Origin of the sequence: Mesorhizobium sp. M7A.F.Ca.MR.148.00.0.0 (genome assembly GCF_003997735.1) — a bacterium.
Taxonomy (GTDB): domain Bacteria; phylum Pseudomonadota; class Alphaproteobacteria; order Rhizobiales; family Rhizobiaceae; genus Mesorhizobium.
Map to the genome: position 1 here is coordinate 22,935 of NZ_RZTB01000038.1, position 25,223 is coordinate 48,157.

The 25,223-nt window shown below is 62.5% G+C and carries 25 protein-coding genes; 12 read left to right on the top strand and 13 right to left on the bottom strand.

Going from position 1 to position 25,223, the window contains the following annotated elements; translation table 11 throughout:
- Positions 1–84 precede the first annotated feature (84 nt).
- The 3 genes from EOB49_RS16440 to EOB49_RS16450 are packed head-to-tail and all read right to left on the bottom strand — an operon-like array spanning position 85 to position 4,018.
- On the bottom strand, positions 85–2,541 hold the full coding sequence (locus EOB49_RS16440; RefSeq protein ID WP_127381578.1) for a penicillin-binding protein 1A: 2,457 nt from the start codon (positions 2,539–2,541) through the stop codon (positions 85–87).
- 30 nt (positions 2,542–2,571) lie between these two features.
- Positions 2,572–2,754, bottom strand: a complete 183-nt coding sequence (locus EOB49_RS16445) for a hypothetical protein (RefSeq protein WP_127323273.1) — start codon at positions 2,752–2,754, stop codon at positions 2,572–2,574.
- A 1-nt stretch (position 2,755) separates the two neighbouring features.
- Positions 2,756–4,018 carry an N-acetylmuramoyl-L-alanine amidase gene (locus EOB49_RS16450; RefSeq protein WP_127381579.1) on the bottom strand — a complete coding sequence of 421 codons (1,263 nt, stop codon included), beginning with the start codon at positions 4,016–4,018 and terminating at the stop codon, positions 2,756–2,758.
- A gap of 653 nt (positions 4,019–4,671) precedes the next feature.
- Between EOB49_RS16450 and EOB49_RS16455 the strand changes: the two genes are divergently transcribed.
- Positions 4,672–7,614: a ribonuclease E/G gene (locus EOB49_RS16455; protein ID WP_127381580.1), complete on the top strand. Its 2,943-nt coding sequence runs from the start codon at positions 4,672–4,674 to the stop codon at positions 7,612–7,614.
- A gap of 101 nt (positions 7,615–7,715) precedes the next feature.
- Here EOB49_RS16455 and EOB49_RS16460 read toward each other — a convergent pair whose 3' ends face one another.
- Together EOB49_RS16460 and EOB49_RS16465 are read right to left on the bottom strand one after the other, a co-directional pair.
- Positions 7,716–8,681 (bottom strand): glutaminase, encoded by a 966-nt coding sequence (locus EOB49_RS16460; RefSeq protein WP_127381581.1) that lies wholly within the window; start codon positions 8,679–8,681, stop codon positions 7,716–7,718.
- 4 nt (positions 8,682–8,685) lie between these two features.
- Positions 8,686–9,834 (bottom strand): aminotransferase class I/II-fold pyridoxal phosphate-dependent enzyme, encoded by a 1,149-nt coding sequence (locus EOB49_RS16465; protein ID WP_127381582.1) that lies wholly within the window; start codon positions 9,832–9,834, stop codon positions 8,686–8,688.
- A gap of 145 nt (positions 9,835–9,979) precedes the next feature.
- Between EOB49_RS16465 and EOB49_RS16470 the strand changes: the two genes are divergently transcribed.
- From EOB49_RS16470 to aat, 6 genes are all read left to right on the top strand, one after another.
- A complete protein-coding gene (locus tag EOB49_RS16470) occupies positions 9,980–11,374 on the top strand; it encodes a M48 family metalloprotease (protein WP_127271627.1) in 1,395 nt (464 codons plus the stop codon).
- A 61-nt stretch (positions 11,375–11,435) separates the two neighbouring features.
- Positions 11,436–12,239: a DsbA family protein gene (locus EOB49_RS16475; RefSeq protein WP_127381583.1), complete on the top strand. Its 804-nt coding sequence runs from the start codon at positions 11,436–11,438 to the stop codon at positions 12,237–12,239.
- A gap of 148 nt (positions 12,240–12,387) precedes the next feature.
- Complete coding sequence (gene aroQ, locus EOB49_RS16480; protein WP_013531359.1) at positions 12,388–12,822, top strand: type II 3-dehydroquinate dehydratase; 435 nt, start codon at positions 12,388–12,390, stop codon at positions 12,820–12,822.
- A gap of 26 nt (positions 12,823–12,848) precedes the next feature.
- On the top strand, positions 12,849–13,307 hold the full coding sequence (accB, locus tag EOB49_RS16485; RefSeq protein ID WP_127381584.1) for an acetyl-CoA carboxylase biotin carboxyl carrier protein: 459 nt from the start codon (positions 12,849–12,851) through the stop codon (positions 13,305–13,307).
- A gap of 10 nt (positions 13,308–13,317) precedes the next feature.
- Positions 13,318–14,661, top strand: coding sequence for an acetyl-CoA carboxylase biotin carboxylase subunit (accC, locus tag EOB49_RS16490; protein WP_013531357.1), 1,344 nt, complete (start codon positions 13,318–13,320; stop codon positions 14,659–14,661).
- A gap of 12 nt (positions 14,662–14,673) precedes the next feature.
- The gene (gene aat, locus EOB49_RS16495) at positions 14,674–15,291 is read left to right on the top strand and encodes a leucyl/phenylalanyl-tRNA--protein transferase (protein WP_127269232.1); all 618 of its coding nucleotides are present in this window, start codon (positions 14,674–14,676) and stop codon (positions 15,289–15,291) included.
- Positions 15,292–15,319: 28 nt separating this feature from the next.
- Here the strand turns inward: aat and EOB49_RS16500 are convergent, their stop codons facing one another.
- The 3 genes from EOB49_RS16500 to EOB49_RS16510 all read right to left on the bottom strand — a co-directional run bounded on the left by EOB49_RS16500 (position 15,320) and on the right by EOB49_RS16510 (position 16,894).
- Positions 15,320–15,706, bottom strand: a complete 387-nt coding sequence (locus tag EOB49_RS16500) for a hypothetical protein (protein ID WP_127381585.1) — start codon at positions 15,704–15,706, stop codon at positions 15,320–15,322.
- 75 nt (positions 15,707–15,781) lie between these two features.
- Positions 15,782–16,372 (bottom strand): DUF2155 domain-containing protein, encoded by a 591-nt coding sequence (locus EOB49_RS16505; protein WP_127381586.1) that lies wholly within the window; start codon positions 16,370–16,372, stop codon positions 15,782–15,784.
- Between the two features lie 123 nt (positions 16,373–16,495).
- Positions 16,496–16,894, bottom strand: a complete 399-nt coding sequence (locus EOB49_RS16510) for an NADH:ubiquinone oxidoreductase subunit NDUFA12 (protein WP_013531353.1) — start codon at positions 16,892–16,894, stop codon at positions 16,496–16,498.
- 229 nt (positions 16,895–17,123) lie between these two features.
- On the opposite strand from EOB49_RS16510, the gene panB reads away from it, so the two are divergent.
- Both panB and panC read left to right on the top strand, forming a co-directional pair.
- The gene (gene panB / locus EOB49_RS16515; RefSeq protein ID WP_127381587.1) at positions 17,124–17,966 is read left to right on the top strand and encodes a 3-methyl-2-oxobutanoate hydroxymethyltransferase; all 843 of its coding nucleotides are present in this window, start codon (positions 17,124–17,126) and stop codon (positions 17,964–17,966) included.
- The gene (panC, locus tag EOB49_RS16520) at positions 17,963–18,814 is read left to right on the top strand and encodes a pantoate--beta-alanine ligase (RefSeq protein WP_127381588.1); all 852 of its coding nucleotides are present in this window, start codon (positions 17,963–17,965) and stop codon (positions 18,812–18,814) included. The genes panB and panC overlap by 4 nt, the downstream gene beginning before the upstream one ends.
- Positions 18,815–18,914: 100 nt before the next feature.
- On the opposite strand, the gene EOB49_RS16525 is transcribed toward panC, so the two are convergent.
- From EOB49_RS16525 to gatB, 3 genes are all read right to left on the bottom strand, one after another.
- Positions 18,915–19,259: an antibiotic resistance protein VanZ gene (locus EOB49_RS16525; protein WP_023812139.1), complete on the bottom strand. Its 345-nt coding sequence runs from the start codon at positions 19,257–19,259 to the stop codon at positions 18,915–18,917.
- Between the two features lie 82 nt (positions 19,260–19,341).
- Positions 19,342–19,830, bottom strand: coding sequence for a GNAT family N-acetyltransferase (locus EOB49_RS16530; protein ID WP_127381589.1), 489 nt, complete (start codon positions 19,828–19,830; stop codon positions 19,342–19,344).
- Positions 19,831–19,834: 4 nt separating this feature from the next.
- Positions 19,835–21,334 (bottom strand): Asp-tRNA(Asn)/Glu-tRNA(Gln) amidotransferase subunit GatB, encoded by a 1,500-nt coding sequence (gene gatB / locus EOB49_RS16535; protein ID WP_127381590.1) that lies wholly within the window; start codon positions 21,332–21,334, stop codon positions 19,835–19,837.
- Between the two features lie 290 nt (positions 21,335–21,624).
- Here gatB and EOB49_RS16545 point away from each other — a divergent pair, with 290 nt between their 5' ends.
- Positions 21,625–21,882, top strand: coding sequence for a YjhX family toxin (locus EOB49_RS16545; protein ID WP_127280952.1), 258 nt, complete (start codon positions 21,625–21,627; stop codon positions 21,880–21,882).
- Positions 21,883–21,929: 47 nt separating this feature from the next.
- Here the strand turns inward: EOB49_RS16545 and EOB49_RS16550 are convergent, their stop codons facing one another.
- Both EOB49_RS16550 and EOB49_RS16555 read right to left on the bottom strand, forming a co-directional pair.
- On the bottom strand, positions 21,930–22,361 hold the full coding sequence (locus tag EOB49_RS16550; RefSeq protein WP_027039198.1) for a CBS domain-containing protein: 432 nt from the start codon (positions 22,359–22,361) through the stop codon (positions 21,930–21,932).
- A gap of 87 nt (positions 22,362–22,448) precedes the next feature.
- Positions 22,449–23,207, bottom strand: coding sequence for a rhomboid family intramembrane serine protease (locus EOB49_RS16555; RefSeq protein ID WP_127322494.1), 759 nt, complete (start codon positions 23,205–23,207; stop codon positions 22,449–22,451).
- A gap of 388 nt (positions 23,208–23,595) precedes the next feature.
- Between EOB49_RS16555 and EOB49_RS16560 the strand changes: the two genes are divergently transcribed.
- Entirely contained in the window at positions 23,596–24,228 is a 633-nt protein-coding gene (locus EOB49_RS16560; protein ID WP_023812148.1) for a PAS domain-containing protein, read from the top strand.
- A gap of 177 nt (positions 24,229–24,405) precedes the next feature.
- Positions 24,406–25,023: a PilZ domain-containing protein gene (locus tag EOB49_RS16565; protein ID WP_127381591.1), complete on the top strand. Its 618-nt coding sequence runs from the start codon at positions 24,406–24,408 to the stop codon at positions 25,021–25,023.
- The last annotated feature ends 200 nt before the right edge of the window (positions 25,024–25,223 follow it).

The window sequence follows — 25,223 nt, forward strand, 5'->3', positions numbered from 1 at the left end:
CGGCGCGATACATAGGCAGGCCGCCGCCGGCTGTAAAGCAAAATGGGCTGGCGCCAAGGCCAGCCCATCCGCTCATGAAAATCGTCAGTAGAGGCCGCCGCCGCCGGACTGGATGGCCTGATTGGCCTGCGGCGACAGCGCGCCGCCGGTGGCGTTCGAGCCGTCGGCGCCCATGCCGATCACCCAATAGCTGTCGGCGGGACCGGTACCCGGCTTGAAGGCTTCGATGATGGTGCCGGGATCGCCCGATGCGGCACGCATGCCGGTCTTGCGGTTGATGGCGACCAGGTTCATGCCTTCGGGCACCTTGAAGTCGACATTGGGCGTGCCGTCCAGCGCCACCCGCATGAAGTCCTTGAAGATCGGGGCCGCGAGGCCGCCACCGGTGGCGCCATGGCCGAGGCCGCGCGGCGTGTCGTAGCCCATGTAGAGGCCGACGACGAGGTTGGGCGTGTAACCGATGAACCAGGCATCCTTTTCGTCGTTGGTCGTTCCGGTCTTGCCGGCGATGTGACGGCCGAGTTCACTGATGGTGGCGCCGGTGCCGCGCTGCACGACACCTTCCATCATCGAGGTGATCTGGTAGGCCGTCATCGGATCGAGCACCTGCTCGGAATTGTCGACGAGTTCCGGCTCCGGCTGGTTCTGCCATTCGGGCGCATTGCAGCCCTGGCAGCCACGTTCGTCCTGCTTGAACACCGTCTTGCCGTAGCGGTCCTGGATGCGGTCGATGAGCGACGGTTTGATCGACTTGCCGCCATTGGCCATGATCGAATAGGCCGACACCATGCGCATCACGGTGGTTTCGCCGGAACCCAGCGCCATCGGTAGATAGGGTGCCAGATGGTCGTAGACACCGAAGCGCTCGGCATATTCGACGACCAACTTCATCCCCATGTCATTGGCAAGCCGCACCGTCATCAGGTTGCGCGACTTCTCGATGCCGGAGCGCAGGGTCGCCGGACCGGCAACGGTGCCGTCGTAATTCTTCGGCGTCCAGCTCGTGTTGCCGCTCTGGATCGTGATCGGCCCGTCCATGATCACCGAGGCCGGCGTATAGCCATTGTCGAGTGCGGCCGAATAGACGATCGGCTTGAACGAGGAGCCCGGCTGGCGCATGGCTTGCGTGGCACGGTTGAATTCGGACTGCGCATAGGAGAAGCCGCCGACCATGGCCAGCACGCGGCCGGTGTGCGGGTCCATGGCGATCAGGCCGCCTTCCACTTCGGGCACCTGGCGCAGGCTGTAGGCGCCATCGGCACCATCGTTTTTCTGCACGAAGATGACGTCGCCCGGCTTCAGCACCTCCGCCGGCGACTTGGCCTTGACGGTCTTGCCGGCAACCACATGGCGCATGGCAAAACCCATGTCCTCCTTGCTGATGGTGCCTTCGACGCGCTCCTTGACGATCTCGCCCGACGCCTGCCGTGCGGGCTGCAGGCCGATCGACAGCCCGGTCGCCGAACTGTCGAGCACGACGGCGAGCGACCATTCGGGAACATCCTCCAGCCCCTTGACGGCGCCAAGCGGCACGCCCCAGTCGCCCGACACGTCGATCGATGTTACCGGCCCGCGATAGCCGCGCAGCGTGTCGTATTTCATCAACCCGTTCTGCATCGATTTGCGGGCAATGAGCTGAATCTTCGGATCGAGCGTGGTGCGGACGGAGAGGCCGCCTTCGTAAAGCGCGTTCTCGCCGTAGCGGGCGATGATCTGGCGGCGCACCTCTTCGGTGAAGTACTCGCCGGCAAACAGATAGGTGCCGCTGCGGCGCGGCGTCACGCCCAACGGCTCGGCCTTGGCCTTGTTGCCTTCCTCACGCGTGACGTAGCCGTTCTCGACCATCTGGTCGATGACCCAGTTGCGGCGTTCGATCGCGCGATCGGCATGCTTGAAAGGGTGGTAGTTGTTCGGCCCCTTGGGCAGCGAGGCCAGGTAGGCGGCCTCGGCCACGGACAGTTCGTTGACCGACTTGTCGAAATAGGTCAGCGCCGCACCGGCGACGCCATAGGCGCCGAAGCCGAAGAAGATTTCGTTGAGGTAGAGTTCGAGAATGCGATCCTTGGGATAGGCCTGCTCGATGCGGAAGGCGAGGATCATCTCCTTGATCTTGCGCTCGTAGGTCTGGTCCGAGGACAACAGGAAGTTCTTCGCCACCTGCTGGGTAATCGTCGAGGCGCCGACCTGACGCCGGCCCGAGCCGAGATTCTGCAGGTTGACGATGATGGCGCGGCCGAGGCCGGTCACATCGATGCCTGGGTGATTGTAGAAATTCTTGTCTTCGGCCGACAGGAAGGCCGCCTTGACGCGGTCCGGTATGGCCTGGATCGGCAGATACAGGCGCCGTTCGCGCGCGTATTCCGCCATCAGCGCGCCGTCAGACGCATGGATGCGGGTGGTCACCGGCGGCTCGTATTTCGCCAGCACCTCGTAATCGGGCAGATCTTTCGACAAATGGCCGATGTAGATGGCAACGGCCGCCGCGACCAGAAGGGCCAGCGTCGTGCCGATGCCGAAAAAATAGCCAATGAGACGAATCATACCCGCTCCAGTCCTTGGTTCGGGAATTTCCTAAACGAAGCCGCCTTTCGCGCAAGCTTTCGAGCCGGTCCCAATCCGTAATCGAAAACCCTTGTCGCCGCCATGTGGACAAAATACGGCAATGCCTGATTTCGCGGTCGCGAGCCGGAAATAAAAAGCATTGGGTGTTGTCGTCGCGCAACGCCGCCTCTGGTTGCAGGCGCCGCCGGTCATGTCAACCTCCGGTTCCCGGTCCGGCCTTGGCCGACGCGAACAGCGCGACGGCGTTGGTTATACTCTGGGCCGCCTTGCCGCGCCAGTCGGCGTTGAGCAACTGCGCCTCGTCCTTGGCGTTCGAGAGATAACCGAGTTCGACCAGCACCGACGGCACGTCGGGTGCCTTGAGCACCTTGAAGCCCGCCGAACGCTGCGGATTGTTGATGAGGCCGACGCTGGTCGACAATTGGCCAACCAGCGTGTGGGCGAAACTCATCGAGAAATTGTGCGTTTCGCGGCGGATCAGGTCGATCAGGATGTCGGTGACTTCCTTGTTGTCGTTCTTGATTTCCATGCCGGCGAACTGATCGGAGAGGTTTTCTCGGTCGGCAAGCGCCTGCGCCTCGGGGTCCGAAGCCTTGTCGGAGACGGTGTAGACGGTGGCGCCGCGAATGCCCTTGACGCTGATCGTGTCGGCATGGATCGAAATAAGCAGGTCGGCCTCATGCTGACGGGCGATGCGCACGCGGTCATCAAGACGCAGGAATTCGTCTGTGTCGCGCGTCATGAACACATTATAATTGCCAACGGCTGCGAGTTTGTCGCGCAGCTCCGTGGCGAAGGCCAGCGTGACATTCTTCTCGATGGTGCCGTTCAGGCCCTCGGCACCGCCGTCGATGCCGCCATGGCCGGGATCGATGACGACGGTGAACCGATGACCCGGATTGGAAACCGGTCCGGTGCCGACCCGCCCTCCCTTGTCGGTCGAAACGGTCGATCCGGTGGTCAGCGCCTGATTGGCCAGCGCCACATCGAACTCGCGCTCGGATGCGGCCGACATGTCGATGGCAATGCGGTAGCCGGTTCCGTCCTCGTTCTTGAGCACGTCGAGCTTGTCGACGGCAAAGGGACCCTTGCCGGTGAGGATCAGCCGCGAAACGCCCTCGCTAAGCGCGCCCAGACGCACGCCCTTGACCAGGCCCCGCGCCTTCAAATCCTTGGCATCAACGGCGAATCTCGTATTCGCGAGATCTATGACAAGACGGTTGGGACCGCGCAGCAGGAACCATTTGATATCGGGTTCGCGATCGAAGTCCATGACGATGCGCATCTTGGTGGCATCGCCGGCCATCTTGTAACCTTTTGCCACGAGCGGAGCGTCGGCGGCATTGGCTTTTGAGGACAAGGCAGATGAGACCGCCAGCAGCAGCAAGAGGGCGAAAGCGGCCAGGATCCGGCCGCCGACACGACATCCCTTGTCTGTGAAGTCCGCCAATCCCATCTCTCTTCCAGTCGCTCCCGGTTTGGCGCCCGGCGCCGGTCGTTTCGTCGAAATGCCGGTTAGGCCGCGAACTCGATTAACGATTGGTATCCAGAGAAGGTTAACCAAGCCTTTTCACGCAAGGGCCGCAAGCCTGGCTTACGCTACGGAACGGCTTTTTGCCGGCATCGGAAATCGGGGTTGCCTTCCACCCCGCCAAATCATAAAAGCGATGGTGGATCACTGCAATCCTGGAACCGCCCTCCTCCGCAGCTTCTTGCTACAGGGTCAGACGTAAAGGCGGCTCCTTTCGCTTTAGGCGAAAAGGGTTCAGGTGATCGCGACGAATTTCGCAGGCGTGCTCCCGTGGCGGGGGAATCGCCTGCGTGAGGAAAACGGCCGGGTTTGTTCCCGCGCCGGCTCTGTAGGAGCAAACAAGCTGGTCCGGTTCATCCGGGCTTTGGTTCAAAAGGTTCTGTTGGTGACGATGGCTTCAAGCGCAATCATGGAAAGGTCCGCATCAAACCGCGCCATTATGGCTGCGGGCGGCACCGCCATGGCGCTCAAGCGGCGGCCGACGGACGTTCAAATATCCGGCACCCACACTCCAGACACGCAGCAGCAGGCTTTGCCTCGCAAGCTGCGGCTGACGGCTGCCGGGGGGAAACGAAATAATGCCCAACAAAATGCTGATAGACGCCTCCCACCCGGAGGAAACACGCGTTGTCGTCATACGCGGTAACCGTATTGAAGAATTCGACTTTGAATCCCAGGACAAGAAGCAGCTCAAAGGAAACATCTACCTAGCCCGCGTAACGCGCGTAGAGCCCTCCCTTCAGGCAGCCTTTGTCGAATATGGCGGCAACCGTCACGGTTTTCTCGCCTTCAGTGAAATTCACCCCGACTACTACCAGATTCCGGTCGCCGATCGTCAGGCACTGCTGCGCGCGGAAGCGCAGGAGGCTGAGGACGAAGAGAACGAGGACGGCGACGGCGATGATCGCCAGAGCCGCGATCGCGGACGGCGCGGCCGCAGGCGCGGCGGCAAGCCCCGCGACCGGGGCGAGCACAAGCGTGATGCTGCCGATTCCAGCGAGGCAAGCGACGCTGCCGACGAGGCGGAAGAGGGCGCCGACGCTGGTTTCGAGGAGATCTCGCACACGTCCGAGATCATCGAACATGCGGCCGATGCGTCCGAACATGCCGATGCGTCCGAACATGGCGAGGATTCCGCCGAGCAGGACGAAGGCGAAACCCGCGAAGGCGGCCCGACGTCGATCGCCGCCTCGGTCGAGGCCGATGTGATTTCCGAAGCCGTCCCGCAGGCCGAACAAGGCAGCGAGGCGACCTCCGGCGACAATGATCGCGGCATGCTGGAAGAAGTGCAGTCCTCGCATCCGGACGATCACGAGGTCGAATCGGTCGGCGCCGAGGACGCGCTGGAAGAAGTGCGCAACCGCCGCAAGCCGGTGCGCCGCCAGTACAAGATCCAGGAAGTGATCAAGCGCCGGCAGATCCTCTTGGTGCAGGTCGTCAAGGAAGAGCGCGGCAACAAGGGTGCGGCACTGACCACCTATCTGTCGCTTGCCGGCCGCTATTCGGTGCTGATGCCGAACACGGCGCGTGGCGGCGGCATTTCGCGCAAGATCACCAGCGCGGTCGATCGCAAGCGTCTGAAGGAGGTCGTTGCCGATCTCGAAGTGCCGCAGGGCATGGGCGTGATCCTGCGCACCGCCGGCGAGAGCCGCACCAAGGCCGAGATCAAGCGCGATTACGAATATCTGATGCGGCTTTGGGAAAATGTCCGCAATCTCACCTTGCAGTCCACGGCCCCTGCCCTGGTCTACGAGGAAGGCAGCCTGATCAAGCGCTCGGTGCGCGACCTCTACAACAAGGATATCGACGAGATTCTTGTCTCCGGCGAGGAAGGCTATCGCGAGGCCAAGGACTTCATGCGCATGCTGATGCCGAGCCACGCCAAGGTGGTTCAGCCGTTCCGCGACACGACGCCGATCTTCGTGCGCAACGGCATCGAGGCACAGCTTGACCGCATGCTGCAGCCGCAGGTGACGCTGAAGAGCGGCGGCTACATCATCATCAACCAGACCGAGGCGCTGGTTGCCATCGATGTGAATTCGGGCCGCTCCACCAAGGAGCACTCGATCGAGGACACCGCACTCCACACCAATCTGGAAGCGGCCGAGGAAGTCGCGCGTCAGCTCAGGCTGCGCGACCTTGCCGGCCTGATCGTCATCGACTTCATCGACATGGAGGAGAACCGCAACAACCGCTCCGTCGAGAAGCGGCTGAAGGATCACCTCAAGAACGATCGTGCGCGCATCCAGGTCGGCCGTATCTCGCATTTCGGCCTGATGGAGATGTCACGCCAGCGCATCCGCGCCAGCGTGCTGGAATCGACCATGAAGCCCTGCCCCCATTGCGGCGGCACCGGCCACGTACGCTCCGATTCGTCGGTCGCGCTGATGGTGGTGCGGGCGATTGAGGAATTCCTGCTCAAGGATTCCCGCAGCCACATCACGGTGCGGACGCCGGCGGCGACCGCACTCTACGTGCTCAATCACAAGCGCGGCACGCTGGTGGAACTCGAAAGCCGCTTCGGGCTGACGATCACCGTCGAGGCCGACGATTCGGTGGGTTCGCAGCACTATGCGATCTTCCGCGGCGCGCTGGCTGAAAAGCCGGAAGGCTTCGTCGAGGCGCGCAGCTTCCCGGCCTATGCCGAGCCGGAAGAGCCCGAGGACGAGATTGTCGTCGTCGAGGAAGATGACGAGGCGCCGGTGCAGGCCGAACAGCCGCGCCAGCAGCCGCAGCAACAACCCCGCCCTGCTGCCGCCGGTGGCGAGGAAGGCGAAGGCCGCGACCGCAAGCGCCGCAAGCGCCGGCGTCGGCGCGGCGGCAAGGATCGCGATCGCGAACATGGCGCCCCTGCGGACGGTGCTTCCGTCTCGGCTCCGGCCGGCGAATTTTCGGACCCGGACTCGGCCGCCAGCGATGGCGACACGGAAGCGGACGACAACGCCCCTGTCGGTGTTGCCGAAACGTCTGAGACAGCTGAAGCTTCGGACGAAGGCCAGGGCAAAAAGCGCCGGCGCGGCAAGCGCGGCGGCAAGCGCAACCGTCGCGAAGACGGTGAAGGCGAGGCTGAGGCAAGTGCTGGCGAAACAGCAGACGCTTCTGAAGGCGAAGTCCGGGCAACCGAGGTGATCGCCAGCGAGCCGGTCGTTGCTGCACCAGCCGAAGAGCCGGTGGCGCTTGCCCCGGCAAATGACGACGCGCCGGCCACGGAGAAGCCGAAGAAGCCACGTCGCGCGGCCAAGCCAAAGAAGGCCGCGGCCGAAATTGTCGCCGATGAGCCGGCTGCGGAGGTGGAAGCACCGGTCGACACGCCGGTCACCGCATCCGACGAGGCAGCTATCGCTTCTGTCGAGGAGGCACCGAAGGCCCGCCCGTCGCGGCGCAAGCCGGCGGCGGCGAATGCGCCGGTCGAGCCGGTCGTGTCTTCGATCGTCGCGGAAGAGCCCGCGGCCAAGGCCGAGGACAAGACCGAGGACAAGCCGAAGCGCGGCGGCTGGTGGCAGCGGAAGGGCTTTTTCTAAGCCTTTCAATCGCATGAGCTAGTTCTTTGACAAAAAAATCCCGCGCCGTCTCGAAGACGGCGCGGGATTTTCTTATCTGGCGCTATGGCGGATCGCGAAGGCTACGGCGCGAAGATCGACCAGTTCATCATCCTGGCAAGCTTTTCCAGCGCGATCGACCCCAGCTTGGAGTTGCCGTTGGCATTGAGACCTGGCGACCAGACGGCAAGCGACGCCACGCCCGGCACGATGCCCAATATGCCTCCGCCGACACCGCTCTTGCCGGGGATGCCGACGTGGAAGGCGAAATCGCCGGAGCCGTCATAATGGCCGCAGGTCAGCATCATGGCGCCGATGCGGCGTGCCCGCTCGGCCGACACCACGGAATGCCCGGTCGCCGGGTTCTTGCCGCCATTGGCGAGGAAGCGGCCGGCGAGCGCCAGTTGCCGGCAACTCATGGCGATGGCGCAGTGGTGGAAGTAGACGCCCAGCGCCAGTTCCGGCGCATGGTGGAGATTGCCGAAGGATTTCATATAGTTGGCGAGTGCGAAGTTGCGGTAGCCGGTGGCCCGTTCGGATGCTGCGACCTCGCGGTCGATGATGATGGTCTCGTCGTCGGCGAGGAACTGGATGAAGCGCAGGATCTCGCCGATCGCCTCGCGCGGCTGGTGGCCCGCAAGCAGGATGTCGGAAATGACGATGGCGCCGGCATTGATGAACGGGTTGCGCGGGATGCCGTTCTCATGCTCGAGCTGCACGATCGAGTTGAATGGATTGCCTGACGGTTCGCGGCCGACCCGCTGCCACAGCGCGTCGCCGACATTGCCGAGCGCCAGTGTCAGGGTGAACACTTTCGAGATGCTCTGGATGGAAAAGGCCTGGTCGGCGTCCCCCGCCGTCAGCACGCGCCCGTCATTGGTGACCGCTGCGATGCCGAATTTCTTCGGATCGACCTTACCCAACTGCGGAATGTAAGAAGCGACATCACCGCGATCGGTGCGATCGGCCATTTCGGCAGCGACTTCGGCCAATGCCTGATCAAGTGTGGAGGCCTGATCAAGTCTGAGGGCCTGTTCGAGTTCCGGCATGGCGCTACCTCAACCAGCGTTCGATGCGCGCCATTGCCTCGACCATGTCGTCGTGGCTGCCGGCATAGGAGAAACGCATCGTCCGGTGCCCGGCCTGGGTGTCGAAGTCTTGGCCGGGTGTTGCCGCGACATGCGCCTCGGCCAGCATCTTTCGCGCGAAGGCCATGCTGTCATTGGTATGCCTGGTGACGTCACAGAAGGCATAAAAGGCGCCGTCCATCGGCGCCGCCAGCGGAAAGCCGAGCTCGGGCAGGCGTTTCATCAAAAGCTCGCGATTCCAGGCGTAGCGGCCTTTTACCGCCTCCAGTTCCTCGGTCGCCCTGAACGCCTCGATCGCGGCGATCTGCGATAGCTCCGGCGGCGAGATGTAGAGGCTCTGGGCGACGCGCTCGACCGGCCGCACCAGGTCCTGCGGCAGCACCATCCAGCCGATGCGCCAGCCGGTCATGCAGTAATATTTGGAGAAGGAGTTGATCACGGTCACGTCGCCTCCATAGGCAAGCGCCGTGGTGTCGGGGGCGGCATAGGCCAGCCGGTGATAGATTTCGTCGGAGATGACGGCGATGCCGAGGTCTTGTGCCGTCCTCACCAGGGCCGCCAGTTCATCGGCCGGTATGACCGCGCCGGTTGGATTGGCGGGACTGGCGAAGAGAACGCCTTTCAGCGGCTTTTCACGATGCGCGGTCTCGAGATGGCCGGCATGCAGGTAGGCGGCGTCGCCGAGCTCGATCTCGACCACCTCGATGCCGAGCGCGGCCATGATGTTGCGATAGGCGGGATAGCCGGGTGCCGCGATGGCGACGCGGTCACCCCCATCGAACATCGCCAGGAAGGCGAGGTTGAAGGCGGCCGACGATCCAGTGGTCACCGCGATCCGGCCGGGCTCGATATCAAGCCCGTAGTGATCGGCGTAGTGTCCGGCGATCGCCTTGCGCAAACCTGCCAGTCCCAGCGCGTCGGTGTAGCCGATGCGTCCGTCCTGCAGCGCCTTGGCGGCTGCGGCGCGAACCAGAACCGGTGCGGGATCGGAGGGCTGGCCGACGGCCATCGAAACAACCGGCACGCCCTGGGACTTCAGCCGGTTTGCCTCTGCCAGAATGTCCATCGCATGGAAGGGCTCGACATTGCCACGGCGTGAGAGCGAAACGACCATGCAACCAGTATTCCCGATGACTGACGGCGCCAGGCACTGGCGCATGTGCCGCACAAATGCCCGATTGATGTGAGGATCACAAGTTGAGGAAGTTTCCGGCGCCGACTTTTCATCTTTCGCCCGCTCGTCTACCAGTGGAGCCATCATGTTGAGCCGACCCAGATCGACGATTGCCCAGGCAGCGCGCGTCTTCGCGACGCTTTCGCTTGGCGTTGCCGTTGCAATGGCGAGTTCGGTCAGCGCCTTTGCCCAGAACGTGCCGGTGGTGCGCGACGCCGAGATCGAGGCGCTGGTTCGCGATTACGCGCGGCCGATCTTCAGGGCGGCTGGCCTGGCGAATGACGGCATCGACATCGTTCTGGTCAATGACCAGAGTTTCAACGCCTTCGTCACCGGGCGCCGGCTGTTCATCAACACCGGCGCGCTGATGACGGCCGAAACGCCCAACGAGATCATCGGCGTCATCGCGCACGAAGCCGGTCATATCGCCGGCGGCCACCAGCAGAAACTCCGCGACCAGCTTGAACGCGCCAAGACGATGGCCATCATCGCGACGCTGCTGGGTGCCGGTGCCATGGTCGCCGGCGCGACAACCAATAGCCGCGGCCTTGCCGGTGCGGGCGTGGGCGTGGCCGCCGGCGGCGGCGAGATGGCACAGCGCAGCATCCTCGCCTACCAGCGCACCGAGGAGATGACGGCCGACCGCTCGGCTATCACCTATCTCAACGCCACCGGCCAATCCGGCATGGGCATGCTGAAGACGTTTCACCGCTTCCAGACTGCGCTGTCGCTCTCGGGCGCGCAAGTCGATCCCTACCGGATCAGCCATCCGATGCCGCGGGATCGCATCTCCAATCTCGAAGTGCTGGTGAAACAGAGCCCCAATGTCGACAGGCCGGACCCGCCCGCGCTGCAGCAGCGCCATGACATGGTGCGGGTGAAGATCGCCGTCTACATGGAAGGCCAGGCGGCTGCGTCGCGGCTGATGCGAAAGATGCAAGGGACCCTCGCCGCGCTATATGGCGACGCCCAGTCGACCTACCTGTTCGGCAACATCGCCGCCGCGCTCGCCAAGACCAATGCACTGATCAAGGCGCAGCCCAAGAACGCTTACTTCCAGGAACTGCGCGGCGATATTCTGATGAAGGCAAACAAACCCAAGGAAGCCGCGGACGCCTACGCAAAGGCGGTCAGCCTCGATTCGGCGCGGTCCGGTCTGCTGCCGGTGTCCATGGGCCAGGCGCTGATGGCCGTCGGCACGCCCGACTCCCTCAAAAAAGCCGTCGTGCAGATCAACAACGGCCTCGGGCGCGACAAGGAAAATTCAGCCGGGTATCGCTATCTGGCACAGGCCTACGGTGAGTTGGGTGACATACCGGGCGCTGAACTTGCCACCGCCGAAAGCCATTTCTATTCCGGCAACTACAAGGATGCGAAGATTTTCGCCATGCGGGCGCAGCAGCAGATGAAACGCGGCGAGCCGCGCTGGCTTCGCGCCCAGGATATCATAAACTACAAGCCGTCAACCAAGATCAAGTGAACCTTCCGGCCGCGCGCCACGACATAGCTAGACCGGAAAACAGGTAGAAGGAACAGGAACGATGAAAAAGGCACTGCTGCTAGGCACCACGGGGGTTGCGGTCGCCCTGGCCATGCTGGCTTTCGGATTCGTTGCCGGAAACCCGCAGATCGCCAAGGCCGGTACCGCACAGCCGGTCGAGACCGCGGCGGCCGATACCAAGATCGACCGCACCGAGGTCGAAGGCATCATCCGTGACTATTTGTTGAAAAACCCGGAAGTCCTCCTGGAGGTCCAGGACGCGCTTGAGGCCAAGCAGAAGGAAGAGCAGCGCATCGCTCATCTCGGCGTGATCAAGAATGCCAAGGACCAGATCTTCAACTCCGCCTTTGACGGCGTCGTCGGCAATCCGAACGGCAAGGTCACCATCGTCGAGTTCTACGACTACAATTGCGGCTTCTGCAAACGCGCCATCGACGACATGCAGGCGTTGACCAAGACCGATCCGGACCTGCGTTTCGTGCTCAAGGAATTCCCCATCCTCGGACCGGATTCGCAGAAGGCGAGCGTGGTCTCGATGGCGTTCCATCTGATGCACCCGGAAAAGTACGGCGAGTTCCACAATGCGTTGCTCGGCGGCCAGGGACGCGCCACCGAGGCGGCGGCCATCAAGGTCGCGCTGTCGCTCGGCGCCGACGAAGCGGCGCTGCGCGAGAAGATGAAGGACCCGACAATCAACGAGGCCCTCGCCAAGACCTACGATCTTGCCAACAAGCTGGCGATCACCGGAACGCCGTCCTATGTCGTCGGCAACGAGGTGGTGTTCGGAGCACTCGGGCAGGAAGTACTGGCAGAAAAGATCGAGGCGGCGAAAGCCGCGCTCTGATCTTGCTCGCCAGCTATTTCTCACGGGCACATTTCCGCCTGTTGTGGACAGTGAAAGAACGCACTTGCGCTCTTTCCGCGGGCGGCTATGCCCATTATAGAGGGCCCAGCGCGCTGGCTTGATGACGGCGCCGGGAAAGGTCGGCTTTTTGAAAACGGTTTTCGTCCTGAACGGTCCCAATCTAAACGCGCTCGGCAAGCGCGAGCCGGGCATCTATGGCGGCAAGACGCTTGCCGCGATCGCCGACGACTGCAAGCAGGCAGGCACGGCGCTGGGGTTCGAGATCGATTTCCGCCAGTCGAACCATGAGGGCGACCTTGTCGACTGGATTCAGGAAGCTGGCGACAAGGCTGTCGGCATCGTCATCAATCCGGGCGCCTACAGCCACACCTCAATTGCCATCCACGACGCCATCCGCGCCGTCGCACCGTTGCCGGTGGCCGAAGTTCATCTTTCCAACATCCATGCGCGGGAACCATTCCGCCACGTCTCCATGGTCGCGCCGGTCGCCGTCGGCATGATCTGTGGCTTTGGGCCGCTCGGCTATACGCTGGCGCTACAGGCGCTGGCCGCACGCCTATGACCGGCCAACAAACAGAAGGCTCGAAAATGTCGATAAAGAAGACCGGTGTTGACCAGCAACTGATCCGCGATCTGGCGGGCATACTGAACGACACCAATCTCACCGAGATCGAGGTTGAACTGGGCGACCTGAAGGTGCGCGTCTCGCGGCAGGCGCCGGCTGTTCATGCAATCGCAGCGCCGCAGCAGGCCTATGCGCCGGCAGCAGCGCAAGCTCCCACCGCAGCTCTGCCCGTTGTGGCAGATATTTCCAAGAACGCAGTCACCTCGCCGATGGTCGGCACCGCCTACCTAGCGCCGTCGCCGGACGCCAAGGCATTCATCGAAGTCGGCCAGAAGGTCAAGGAAGGCCAGACGCTGCTGATCATCGAAGCGATGAAGACGATGAACCAGATCCCCTCGCCACGCGCCGGCACGGTGACCGCGATCCTTTTCGAGGATTCGCAGCCGGTCGAATATGGCATGCCGCTCGTCGTGATCGAATAGAGCGGGCCTGATGTTTCAGAAGATCCTCATCGCCAATCGCGGCGAAATCGCCCTCCGGGTGCTGCGCGCCTGCAAGGAACTCGGCATCCAGACGGTGGTGGTGCATTCGACCGCCGATGCCGACGCCATGCATGTGCGGCTCGCCGACGAGAGCGTCTGCATCGGTCCGCCGCCATCGCGCGACAGCTATCTCAACATCCATCAGATCGTTGCGGCCTGCGAAATCACCGGCGCCGACGCCGTGCATCCGGGCTACGGCTTCCTGTCGGAGAACGCCAAATTCGCCGACATACTGGCCGCGCACAACATCACCTTCATCGGTCCGTCCGGCGACCATATCCGCATCATGGGCGACAAGATCGAGGCCAAGCGAACCGCCAAGCGCCTCGGCATTCCGGTTGTGCCCGGTTCGGATGGCGCCGTCACCGATCAGAAGGAAGCCAGGCGCATTGCCGCCGAGATCGGCTATCCCGTGATCATCAAGGCATCGGCCGGCGGTGGCGGACGCGGCATGAAGGTCGCCCTCACCGAGGCTGACCTGGAGGTCGCCTTGCAGACGGCGAGCACGGAAGCCGGTGCGGCGTTCGGCGACGATGCCGTTTATATCGAAAAATACCTGGAAAAGCCGCGCCATATCGAAGTCCAGGTGTTTGGCGACGGCTTTGGCCGCGGCGTGCATTTCGGCGAGCGCGACTGTTCCTTGCAGCGCCGCCACCAGAAGGTCTGGGAAGAGGCGCCCTCGCCCGCCCTCAATGCCGAAGAGCGCGCCCGCATCGGCGGCATCTGCGCCAAGGCGATCGCCGACCTCGGCTATTCCGGCGCCGGCACGATCGAGTTCCTCTACGAGAATGGCGAGTTCTACTTCATCGAGATGAACACGCGCCTGCAGGTCGAGCATCCGGTGACGGAAGCGATCACCGGCATCGATCTCGTGCATGAGCAGATCCGCGTCGCCTCCGGCGGCGGCCTCTCGGTGAAGCAGGAGGACATCAAGTTCAACGGCCACGCCATCGAATGCCGCATCAACGCCGAGGACCCGCGCACCTTCACCCCCTCGCCCGGCACGATCACCCATTTCCACACACCGGGCGGCCTGGGCATCCGCGTCGATTCCGGCGTTTATTCCGGCTACAAGATCCCGCCCTATTACGACAGCCTGATCGGCAAGCTGATCGTGCATGGGCGTAATCGCGTCGAGTGCATGATGCGCCTGCGCCGCGCCCTGGACGAGTTCGTCGTCGACGGCATCAAAACGACGCTGCCGCTGTTTCGCGATCTCGTCGGCAATGCCGACATCGCCAATGGCGACTACGACATCCACTGGCTGGAAAAATATCTGGCCAAGGAAGAGTAGCGCGGAGACGCGATGACCCGCCCCTACGCGCCCGGCTATCGCATCCCCACCGACCTTCTGCTCAAGGCATACGCCTCGGGCGTCTTCCCGATGGCCGAAAGTGCCGGCGACCCGGAGGTGTTCTGGGTGCGGCCGGAGACGCGCGGCATCATTCCGCTCGATGGTTTTCACGCGCCGAAAAGCCTCAGGAAAACGATCAGGAAGAACCCCTTCGACATCCGTTTCGATTTCGATTTCGAAGCGACCATCGACGGCTGCGCCGAAAAGCGCGTGGAACGGCGCTCGACCTGGATCAATGCGCCGATCCGCGAAGCCTATGTCGAGTTGCATCGGATAGGCCATTGTCATTCGGTCGAGGCGTGGCGCGAGGACCGGCTGGTCGGCGGCCTCTATGGCGTGTCGCTCGGCCGGGTGTTTTTTGGCGAGAGCATGTTCGCCAGGGAGACGGACGCTTCCAAGACCTGCCTTTTCTATCTCGTCGAGCGCTTGAAGGCACGCGGCTTCGCGCTGCTCGATACGCAGTTCACCACCGAGCACCTCAAGCGCTTCGGCGCCGTCGACGTGCCGCGCGGCAAATATGAAAAGATGCTGGCCGACGCACTGAAGGGCGAGGCCGTATTCTATCCCTGACGCCCAATTCTATCCCTGAAGATTGAGCCTACTTCCCATTGGCGGCTTCCAATGGCGTTTGCGAATGGAACATCATCTTCCAGCCGTTGACGCGATGGACATAGCCGGTGCTGACCAGCGCGGCGTAAGGTTCGCCGTTCTCGCGTGTCGCATGTGCCTCGTAGGTCAGCATGATGATGTCGCTGCCCGGCTCGATAATACCCTTGAGGTCGATTTTCAGGTCGCGCCAGCGGTTGGGCTTGGTTGCGGTCTTGGCGAGATCCGCATTGTCCATCGCCTGTGCCATCTGCGGAAACGCCACCAGGCATTCGGTGTCGACATTGGCCGCATAGTAGGCCGCGTCGCCCGTCCAGAATCCCTTTTCAAGTTCCAGCAACTCTGCCTTGCCGGCCGTGATCCGCTTGCTGTCTGACATCGGAAGATCCTCCCTGCGCATAAATGCGCGCTCATCCGTGCCCCAACGTATGGTGGCAAGGACGGTTCCGGAGGATCAGTTGGTGTCGGTCGTATCGGGGTCCGAAGCGTCCGGCTCCGTCACATCTGGCTCTGTCACGTCCGGAGCAGTCGCGGCTTTCGGCTTGGCCGCGGCGGGCTTGGGCGCCTCGGCTTTGGTCGAGTCTGCCTTGGCGCCATCGGGCGCCGGCACATCCGACTTCTGCTTGCAAGCCTTCAGCCAGACGTCATAGACGGCATGCTCGACGGCATTGAGGCCGGGGCTTTCGGCAAACATCCAGCCGGTGAAGATGCGGCGGATCTTGCGGTCCAGCGTGATCTCGTCGACCTCGACGAAGGAATCGGTCTTCGGCTCTTCGGTCTGTGGCCGCGAATAGCAGACGCGCGGCGTCACCTGCAAAGCGCCGAACTGCACCGTCTCGTCGATATAGACATCGAAGGTGATGATGCGGCCGGTGATCTTGTCGATACCGGCAAACTCGGCAACGGCATTGGTGACCCGGTCCGCTCCCGCGGGCGGCGCCGGCGCGGGTGCCGCGGGCTCAGGCGAAGCGGCGAAGGCCACGGTGCTGACGGCAAGACCGGCGGCTAGCGCCAGACTGGCCGATATTGAGTAAGAAAAGCTCATGCAAAGATACCGGTGGTTCGCGCCCGGGTGATTCTGTCGATCGCCAAGGCTAGTCGCCGTTTTCTGATCAGCAAGCAGCTAAACACCAATTGTGGCGATAAAGGACCGGCTTGCACCCTGTCGCTACGACCCGGGTGTCCAGGCATCGTAGTCGCCGGTGACCTGCGGGCGGTGCTGATTGGTCAGCACCGAGCCCTTCGGGCGATAGGCCGCCGGGCTGCCGGTCAGATTGGGCTGATGCGGCTTTTGCCAATCGCGCGGCTTGTAGTCCTCGCTGGACGGCGCGACGTCGACGCGGTGGTGCATCCAGCCGTGCCAGCCGGGCGGTATCGCCGAAGCCTCCGAATAATTGCGGTAGATGACCCAGCGGCGCGTGCGGCCTTCCGAATCGATGCCGCCTTCGTAATAGAAATTGCCGGTCTCGTCCTGGCCGACCTTCTTGCCGTACCGCCACGTGTGCAGGCGGGTTCCTATCGTCTGGCTGTTCCACCAGGTGAAAAACTGCGTAAGGAAAGTCTTCATTTCAAAACCCTCGCGCCGGCAGCGCCCGTTTTCCTGCTTATGGCGTCAGGCCTTGCCGAAGGCAAGGCTTTTGCCACGGCGTGCGCGCAAATGGCTTGCCTAAAGCCCGACACAAGCCTGTGATCCTGCCGGTCGCTGCATGCACGCTTGCCAAGCCTTTACGGTATTTCTAAAGCTCTGCGCGCCCATGCCTGCATCCAGCCCGGCTTGAGGCCAAAGGAGGTGACGATTGGCCACGGAATTGCCGACCACCGACATTCGCATCAGCGCCGAGGCGATTCGCCACCGCAAGGGCGGCACGCCGATCGTTTGCCTGACCGCCTATACCTATCCCATCGCCCGTCTGCTCGATCGCCATGTTGATCTGCTTCTGGTAGGCGACAGTGTCGCCATGGTCCTGCATGGCCACAAGACGACTCTGGGCGCCTCGCTGGAGATGATGATCGCACATGGGCAGGCCGTGATGCGCGGCTCGGCCAAGGCCTGCGTCGTCGTCGACCTGCCGGCCGGCACCTATGAGGCAACGGCAGCGCAAGCCGTCGCCTCGGCGCGGCGGGTCGTCGACGAAACCGGCTGCCAGGCGGTGAAGCTCGAAGGCGGCCTCGACATGATCAGCCAGATCGAGGCCATCGTCGCCGCCGGCATTCCGGTGATGGGACATATCGGCCTGCAGCCGCAATCGGTCGAGAAGGACGGCGGCTACAAGATCAAGGGCCGCACCGAGGAGGCTGTTGCGGCATTGCTTCGCGATGCGCTCGCCGTCGAGAATGCCGGCGCTTTCTCGGTGGTCATCGAAGGCACGGTCGAGAGGGTCGCCGCCGATATTAGCCGCCGCCTCGCCATTCCAACCATCGGCATCGGTGCCAGCGGTGATTGCGACGGCCAGATCCTGGTCATCGACGACATGGTCGGGCTGACCGTCGATCGCGTGCCGAAATTTGTCAAGGAATACGCCGACCTGCGCAGCGTGATCTCGCATGCGGCGGAAACCTATGCAGCCGAGGTGCGGGGCCGGACATTCCCCGGCCCCGGCCATGTCTTTTCGGCGACAAACAGCAGGGACGATGCATGAGCCAACCCGTCGTCGTTGACAGCGTAGCCGCACTTCGCGCGCAAATCCGGGACTGGCGCCGCGACGGCCTTCGTGTCGCCATGGTGCCGACCATGGGTGCTTTGCATGACGGGCACATCTCGCTGGTCAGGATCGCACTCGCAAGAGCCGAGCGCTGCGTCGTGTCGATCTTCGTCAACCCGACGCAGTTCGCGCCGAGCGAAGACCTCGACAAGTACCCGCGCCAACTCGCCCGCGACCTCGACCAACTGGGCGCGGCAAAGGCCGACCTTGCCTTCACACCGACGGTTGGCGAGATGTATCCCGCCGGCTTCGCCACGAAAATCTCGGTCGGCGGCCCCTCCGGCGGGCTCGAATCGAACTTTCGGCCGACCTTTTTCGACGGCGTCGCCACCGTGGTGGCAAAGCTCCTCCTGCAGGCAACGCCCGACTGTGCGGTCTTCGGCGAGAAGGACTACCAGCAGCTTTGTGTGGTGAGGCAACTCTGCCGCGACCTCAACCTGCCTGTCGAGATCATCGGCGCACCGACGATACGCGACGCGCATGGTCTCGCCATGTCGTCACGCAACGCCTATCTCGATGAGGCCGAACTGAAGATCGCCCGCCAACTCAACGTCATATTGCGCAATACGGCTGCGGCGCTGGCGGCAGGCGCCGGCCAGAGCGACGCAACCGAAGAGGCCAGCCGCGCCCTCATCGCCGCCGGCTTTCAGAAGGTCGACTATGTCGAGGTACGCCAAAGCCTGACGCTTGCGCCATGGCGCCGAAACCGCGAAGGGCGTCTTCTCGCGGCAGCATGGCTCGGCAAGACCAGACTGATCGACAATGTGGAGGTTCCCGCTGTCTAGCGCGAAGGCTCGATCCTTCGGCCAGACAGACACGGGCCGACCACAGTCGATGGTCCCGTACTCTTTGGGGTCGACGTATCGCGGCGGATTGCTGCCGCGCCTAGCTCTCGCTCTTTTGTCCGCCGGCCCTGACGATCAGGTGTCCCGCCACGATCCCAACCACCCCGGCAAGGGCTTTCACCAATGCATCGATGAGGCGTGCATGGCGACCGGGATCAATGAGCTGAAGCAGTTCCAGCATGCCGGCGGTCACAGCCACGAAGATCACTACCTGATACAGTCGATTGGGGAAGCCGATCGCCAGGGCGAAGCCCAGCAGGACATAAGCCAAGGCACGCTCGACATTCGCTTCAGCGAGGTGCGGCCGCATCTGGATCGGCGACAAGGTCGCGAAAATGATGATGGCGAGCAGCGCCAGCGCTGTAATGCGGGACAGTTTGGTCATGCCCTTGCATATCCGTCGTGAGCCGGCACAGCAAACGCCGCGATGACGCATGGCCGGATTGCTCTATTCATCCGGTGGCAATCTATCCGAGCGACTTGTCGAAACTCAGCGTCGTCGGCCTTGCGGTATCACTGGACTCCTCCGCGGCACTGACAAGCAAGAACCCTTTCGACCGATAGAAGGCGATGGCGCCGCCATTGGCCGCCTCGACCTCGACGCGCAGCGTTCGCGCTTCCGGGAAACTGGCCTCGACCTCGTCGAGCAGTGCTTGCCCGATCCCGCGCCTTTGGCAGTCCGGATGGACGTAGAGCTGGTTCAGCAGGATGATTTTCGCATCGGCGGTGGCGGCGGCGAAAGCCATGCCACCGATCCGCTTGCCGTCATCGGCCACCAGGAATTCCGAATTCGGCCGCGTCAGCCGCGAGCGGAGCGAAGCGATCGAGTGCCATTCGTCGGTGATCTCGGTGACTTTGGCAGCGCCATAAATGGCGTCATAGGTCGCATGCCACGTTTCCACCAGCAGCGTCCGCACAGCGGCAAGGTCGCGTTCACCTGCGGTGCGGACGAACACGGCGCTACTCGATGCCCAGCTTGGCCTTGACGAGGTCGTTGACGGCTTGCGGGTTGGCCTTGCCGCCGGTCGCCTTCATCACCTGGCCGACGAACCAGCCGGCCATGCTCGGCTTGGCGCGCGCCTGTTCGACCTTGTCAGGGTTGGCGGCAATAACGTCCTCGACGGCCTTCTCGATGGCGCCGGTGTCGGTGACCTGCTTCATGCCACGGCTCTCGACCAGTTGGCGCGGGTCGCCGCCCTCATTCCAGACGATCTCGAACAGGTCCTTGGCGATCTTGCCGGAGATGGTACCATCCTTGATCAGATCGATGACCGCACCGAGCTGCTCGGGCGAAAGCGGAGCGTTTTCAATGTCTTTTCCGGCCTTGTTCAATTGCCCGAGCAGATCGTTGATGACCCAATTGGCGGCAAGCTTGCCGTCGCGGCCGGCGGCCACCTTCTCGAAATAATCGGCGATCGGCTTTTCCGACACCAGGATCGAGGCGTCATAGACGGACAGGCCGAGCGACGCGATCAGCCGCGCCTTCTTGTCGTCTGGCAGTTCCGGCAATTCCTTGGCCAGCGCATCGACATAGGCCTGGTCGAATTCCAGCGGCAAAAGGTCGGGATCGGGGAAGTAGCGGTAATCATGCGCCTCTTCCTTGGAGCGCATCGAGCGCGTCTCGCCCTTGACGGCGTCGAACAGCCGCGTCTCCTGATCGATCTTGCCGCCATCCTCGAGAATGGCGATCTGCCGGCGCGCCTCATAGTCGATGGCCTGGCCGATGAAGCGGATCGAGTTGACGTTCTTGATCTCGCAGCGCGTGCCGAACTCGCCGCCCGGCCTGCGCACCGAAACGTTGACGTCGGCGCGCATCGAACCTTCGTCCATGTTGCCGTCGCAGGTGCCGAGATAGCGCACGATGGTGCGCAGCTTGGTGACATAAGCCTTGGCCTCGTCGGCCGAGCGCATGTCCGGCTTGGAGACGATCTCCATCAGCGCCACGCCGGAGCGGTTGAGATCGACATAGGACATGGTCGCATGCTGGTCGTGCATCGACTTGCCGGCATCCTGCTCCAGATGCAGCCGCTCGATGCCGACCTCGATGTCCTCGAATTCGCCCTGGCGGTCCGGGCCGACCGAAACGATCACCGTGCCTTCGCCGACGATCGGCTGCTTGAACTGCGAGATCTGGTAGCCCTGCGGCAGGTCGGGATAAAAGTAGTTCTTCCGATCGAAGACCGACTTGTGGTTGATCTGCGCCTTCAGCCCCAGGCCGGTGCGGATCGCCTGCTTGACGCATTCCTCGTTGATGACCGGCAGCATGCCCGGCATCGCCGCATCGACCAGGCTGACATTGGCGTTGGGCGGCGCGCCGAAGGCCGTCGAGGCGCCCGAAAACAGCTTTGCTTCCGACGTGACCTGCGCATGGACCTCGAGGCCGATGATGATCTCCCAGTCGCCGGTTGCGCCGGGGATCAGGCGTTTTGCGTCAGGAGTACGGGTGTCGATAAGGGACATGGCGGCCTGCGAATTGCGGTGAGTGATTTCACGTTTGAACGTGAATTTCACGTCGAACGTGAAATCATTCGCTAGTGCAAACCGCCAAAAGAGACAAGCGCAAAGCCACGGACTGGCCTTTTCAGCCGCTTTCGCCTATAGGACGCTCATTCCAATGGAGAGTGGATGTCCACTTACGCTCAGTCCCGGTAAGGCCCTGACCTCTTGGCGAGGCAGGGCAGAAAACCTGAAACCCCGTGCCGCGAAGCTTCGCGGCGGCGGCATTTTTTGTTTTCCCGGAAAACTCTCACATGGATATTTCGCGCACTGAACAGCGCATCCTGCACCTGCTCGCGCAGGGCGGACGCATTGAAATCGAAAAGAACGACAAGAAGCGGATCGCCTCCGTCAAATGCCTGACCCGCGACGGCTGGCACTATCCGGACGTCGATCTCGACCTGTTTCGAAAGCTGAAGCGGAAGAAGGCGGTTTCTTCGTCGGGAGGCGGCCCCTACCGCATCACCCGGCGCGGGCTCGCACTCGTCCGCTCCGAACTCGACAACAGGTAGCCCGCGGTTCCGCCGGTCGTTCTCCGGCCGGCGGTTCGCCTCACCGTTCAGGCAGTGGCGATATAGGCCCTGATCTGGTCGGCCTCGCGCTCGACATCCTCGATGCGGCGCTTGACCACGTCGCCGATGGACACGATGCCATCGAGCATGCCGTCCTTTTCCACCGGCAGATGGCGGAAACGGCCGCGGGTCATAATCTCCATCACCTCGTTGACGGTGTGATTTTCGTTGCAGATCTTCACCTTCGGCGTCATCGCCGAACGCACGGCGATATCGAGCGCGGCTCCACCTTCCCGGGCAACAACCCGGACGATGTCGCGCTCTGACAGGATGCCGACGATCTTGCGATCGCCATTAGTGATGACCAGCGCACCGATCTTGTGCTCTGCCAGGATGCGGATGGCTTCGCTCAGCTTTTCGTTCGGCCCGAGCGTCAACACGTCATGGCCTTTTCTCTCGAGAATTGCCTTCACCGTCATGGCGTCCTCCTCTGCTTTGCCTGCCGGTTCCTGCCCTGACCGGCCTTCACGTAAGAGTGAACATCGTGCGCCGTGATCGGTTGCATTTCAAGTGCGGTGGTCAGTCGTCTCCCACTCGGGCGCCTGCCATCGCCTGTCGAACCAGCGCAGGCCGAAGAAGCCCGCGACAAAGCCGCCAATATGAGCCTCCCAGGCGATCTGACCATCTACCCCTGGGGCAAACCCGAGCAGGCCGGTGGCGAGATTGATGACCATCCACATGGCGAGGAAGATCACGACACCGCGCAGGCGCAATACGAATGCGATCGGCAGCACAGGGCCGGCGAAGGCGGCCTTGCCGGCCGAACGGTCGGTGCGGAAGCCGAAACGCGCCGCAGCCCCCATCATGCCCGATATCGCACCGGAAGCCCCGACCAGCGGCGCCTCACCATAAGGATGCATCGCCCAGAAAAGCGCGACCGAAGCCAACCCGGTTGCGGCAAAAAACAGCGCGAACCACAGCGTTCCCAGACGGTTTGCCAATGGTGAACCAAACGCGGCGAGCCACACCATATTGATGGCGATATGGGCAAAGCCGCCATGCATGAAGGCATAGGTGAAGGGCCGCGAAAACAGGAACCAGTCGAAGCCGTATTGCCCGGTGTAGAGAACGGGGATGAAGGCCCCGTCATACAGCAATGTCATCTGCTGGGATTCGCTCAACACATATTGCTGCAACAGGTAGACGACGACGCAGATGCCGATCACCGCCAGCACGACGGGCGGCAGGTTGAACACCGGCTCGCGTCGCGGTTCAGGTGCGCCCTCGACCGGGTCGACTTCCGAGGGAGATGCCGGTTCACTCATTTGAAATTGCACTCTGCGGGATTCGGGGTTCGAGCATCTAGATCACCACGGACCGAACCGCAAACCGCGAATCGCCGCGGCGCGAATCAAAAAAGAAGCCGTTCAAGGTTTCCCTTGAACGGCTGGTCGAGCCCCCTGCTCCCCTAAAACTCTTGACTGAAGTGCTGCCGATCGTCGCGAAACGACCGCTTCTGGAGTGGTTTTTGTGTGCCACGGGGCTCGCTTCGATGCAACGTAAACCACTTGTTAACCTTAACGGCCCCGACCCGTGAACAAGTGTTAACGACGCTGGCACGCTTCCTGCTCCGCAACGCATGTAGGTCATCGGAGGGCGCCCTTCTGTTCACCGATGGGACATCAGACGACAGAATGCGCGGAGCAGCATAGCATGAACCAGAATGGATCGATCACGCTGTTCCAATATTGGAATCGCCTGCGTGACGGACGTCCTGCCCCGAAGCGTTCGGAGGTCGAGCCGGCCGACATCAAGTCGCTGCTGGCCGACACCTTTATCCTGGAGCGGGACACGCGCGGACAGGCGGTATTCCGGCTGGCCGGCACCAGGCTTTGCGCCTGCTACGGCCGCGAACTCAAGGGGTTTTCCTTTCCATCGCTGTGGCGCGAGAAGGATCAGCGGCTCGTCTCGCGGCTGATCCATGGCGTCTTCGAGCAGAAGTCGGTCGTGCTCATCAGCTATGAGGGTTTCAGCCGCAACGGGCGTTCCAACAAGTTCGAACTGCTTGCCCTGCCGCTGGACGGCGGCGTCGAAAATCCGCGCTGCCTGGGCGTCATCAGTGCCGTGGAGAAGCCCTTCTGGCTGGGTGCCGATCCGATCACCGACGCGTTGATCGATTCGATACGCGTCATCGATCCGGAGAAGGAGCTTCTCAACAATCGCCCGGCGATCGATGTTCCCTCGCTCGTTCCCGATGAACTTGGAGCACCCGAGACGATCTCGGCACTCGGCCGGGCGCGCCGCATCCGCCATCTCGTCGTGTTCGATGGCGGGCGCGAGGAATAGTCCGTTTGCGGCCTGATGCACGTCGCCCAAAACTGCGCGGCTGTTTTGGCACCGCGACCTGCAAAAAGGAAACCCCTGGAGCGCCCGCTTTTTCCCTTTGTTAACCCGCTTTGTTGTACTTCTCTGATGAAGTTCCTCGCATCAGCGCGCGGGATGCCAAACGGGGTGTAGGCAGTCATGAGGTCAGCGGCGGTCGACTATGCGCCGTCCCAAGCTGAAAGGCGTAACTTTCAGCGCGTCCGGGTTAAAATTTACGGACGCTTCATGCTGGAAGACCGCACCGAACACCCCTGCCAGGTCGTCGACATGTCACCGGGCAATGTCGCGTTTCGCACCGACCGCATCGGCATGCCCGGCGAAAAAATCATTGCCTACATCGATCATATCGGCCGCATCGAAGGTGTCGTCACCCGCACTTTGCAGGACGGTTTCGCGATGACCGTCATCGCGTCGGATCGCAAGAAGGACAAGCTGGCCGCGCAATTGACCTGGCTCGCCAACAAGCATGAGCTCGACCTGCCGGAAGATCGCCGCCACGAGCGCGTCGCACCGCGCAATCCGACCAGCGTGCTGCAGCTCACCGACGGCCGCCAGTACCAATGCCGTATCATCGACCTTTCGCTCTCCGGCGCCGCGGTCGAGATCGACGTCAAGCCGGCGATTGGCATCCAGGTCATGCTTGGCACCATGCGCGGGCAGGTCGTGCGTCATTTCGAGGACGGCGTCGCCATCGAATTCGCTGTGATCCAGCGCCCCGAAACGCTCGATTCCGAATTCAACACGCCAAGCACCTGAGCAGACCCGATAGCAACACTCCAGGAACCGGCCCTTGCGGCCGGTTTTTTGTTTTCGACGCCATGACATGCTTCGGCCGCTCTTGGCGGGATCTGGGAGCCGTCCGCGCCCGAGGTGGAAGCCTCAATATCCAAACGAATTAATACTCAAATGATTCAAATTTTATGTTTATTCTACTGGAGTTTTACTCAATATCTACT

What these genes read in the sequence shown, in the direction of transcription:
- EOB49_RS16440 (WP_127381578.1), bottom strand. Translation starts at nt 2,541, where the DNA reads ATGATTCGTCTCATTGGCTATTTTTTCGGCATCGGCACGACGCTGGCC.
- EOB49_RS16445 (WP_127323273.1), bottom strand. Translation starts at nt 2,754, where the DNA reads ATGACCGGCGGCGCCTGCAACCAGAGGCGGCGTTGCGCGACGACAACA.
- EOB49_RS16450 (WP_127381579.1), bottom strand. Translation starts at nt 4,018, where the DNA reads ATGGGATTGGCGGACTTCACAGACAAGGGATGTCGTGTCGGCGGCCGG.
- EOB49_RS16455 (WP_127381580.1), top strand. Translation starts at nt 4,672, where the DNA reads ATGCCCAACAAAATGCTGATAGACGCCTCCCACCCGGAGGAAACACGC.
- EOB49_RS16460 (WP_127381581.1), bottom strand. Translation starts at nt 8,681, where the DNA reads ATGCCGGAACTCGAACAGGCCCTCAGACTTGATCAGGCCTCCACACTT.
- EOB49_RS16465 (WP_127381582.1), bottom strand. Translation starts at nt 9,834, where the DNA reads ATGGTCGTTTCGCTCTCACGCCGTGGCAATGTCGAGCCCTTCCATGCG.
- EOB49_RS16470 (WP_127271627.1), top strand. Translation starts at nt 9,980, where the DNA reads ATGTTGAGCCGACCCAGATCGACGATTGCCCAGGCAGCGCGCGTCTTC.
- EOB49_RS16475 (WP_127381583.1), top strand. Translation starts at nt 11,436, where the DNA reads ATGAAAAAGGCACTGCTGCTAGGCACCACGGGGGTTGCGGTCGCCCTG.
- accB (WP_127381584.1), top strand. Translation starts at nt 12,849, where the DNA reads ATGTCGATAAAGAAGACCGGTGTTGACCAGCAACTGATCCGCGATCTG.
- accC (WP_013531357.1), top strand. Translation starts at nt 13,318, where the DNA reads ATGTTTCAGAAGATCCTCATCGCCAATCGCGGCGAAATCGCCCTCCGG.
- aat (WP_127269232.1), top strand. Translation starts at nt 14,674, where the DNA reads ATGACCCGCCCCTACGCGCCCGGCTATCGCATCCCCACCGACCTTCTG.
- EOB49_RS16500 (WP_127381585.1), bottom strand. Translation starts at nt 15,706, where the DNA reads ATGTCAGACAGCAAGCGGATCACGGCCGGCAAGGCAGAGTTGCTGGAA.
- EOB49_RS16505 (WP_127381586.1), bottom strand. Translation starts at nt 16,372, where the DNA reads ATGAGCTTTTCTTACTCAATATCGGCCAGTCTGGCGCTAGCCGCCGGT.
- EOB49_RS16510 (WP_013531353.1), bottom strand. Translation starts at nt 16,894, where the DNA reads ATGAAGACTTTCCTTACGCAGTTTTTCACCTGGTGGAACAGCCAGACG.
- panC (WP_127381588.1), top strand. Translation starts at nt 17,963, where the DNA reads ATGAGCCAACCCGTCGTCGTTGACAGCGTAGCCGCACTTCGCGCGCAA.
- EOB49_RS16525 (WP_023812139.1), bottom strand. Translation starts at nt 19,259, where the DNA reads ATGACCAAACTGTCCCGCATTACAGCGCTGGCGCTGCTCGCCATCATC.
- gatB (WP_127381590.1), bottom strand. Translation starts at nt 21,334, where the DNA reads ATGTCCCTTATCGACACCCGTACTCCTGACGCAAAACGCCTGATCCCC.
- EOB49_RS16545 (WP_127280952.1), top strand. Translation starts at nt 21,625, where the DNA reads ATGGATATTTCGCGCACTGAACAGCGCATCCTGCACCTGCTCGCGCAG.
- EOB49_RS16550 (WP_027039198.1), bottom strand. Translation starts at nt 22,361, where the DNA reads ATGACGGTGAAGGCAATTCTCGAGAGAAAAGGCCATGACGTGTTGACG.
- EOB49_RS16555 (WP_127322494.1), bottom strand. Translation starts at nt 23,207, where the DNA reads ATGAGTGAACCGGCATCTCCCTCGGAAGTCGACCCGGTCGAGGGCGCA.
- EOB49_RS16560 (WP_023812148.1), top strand. Translation starts at nt 23,596, where the DNA reads ATGAACCAGAATGGATCGATCACGCTGTTCCAATATTGGAATCGCCTG.
- EOB49_RS16565 (WP_127381591.1), top strand. Translation starts at nt 24,406, where the DNA reads ATGAGGTCAGCGGCGGTCGACTATGCGCCGTCCCAAGCTGAAAGGCGT.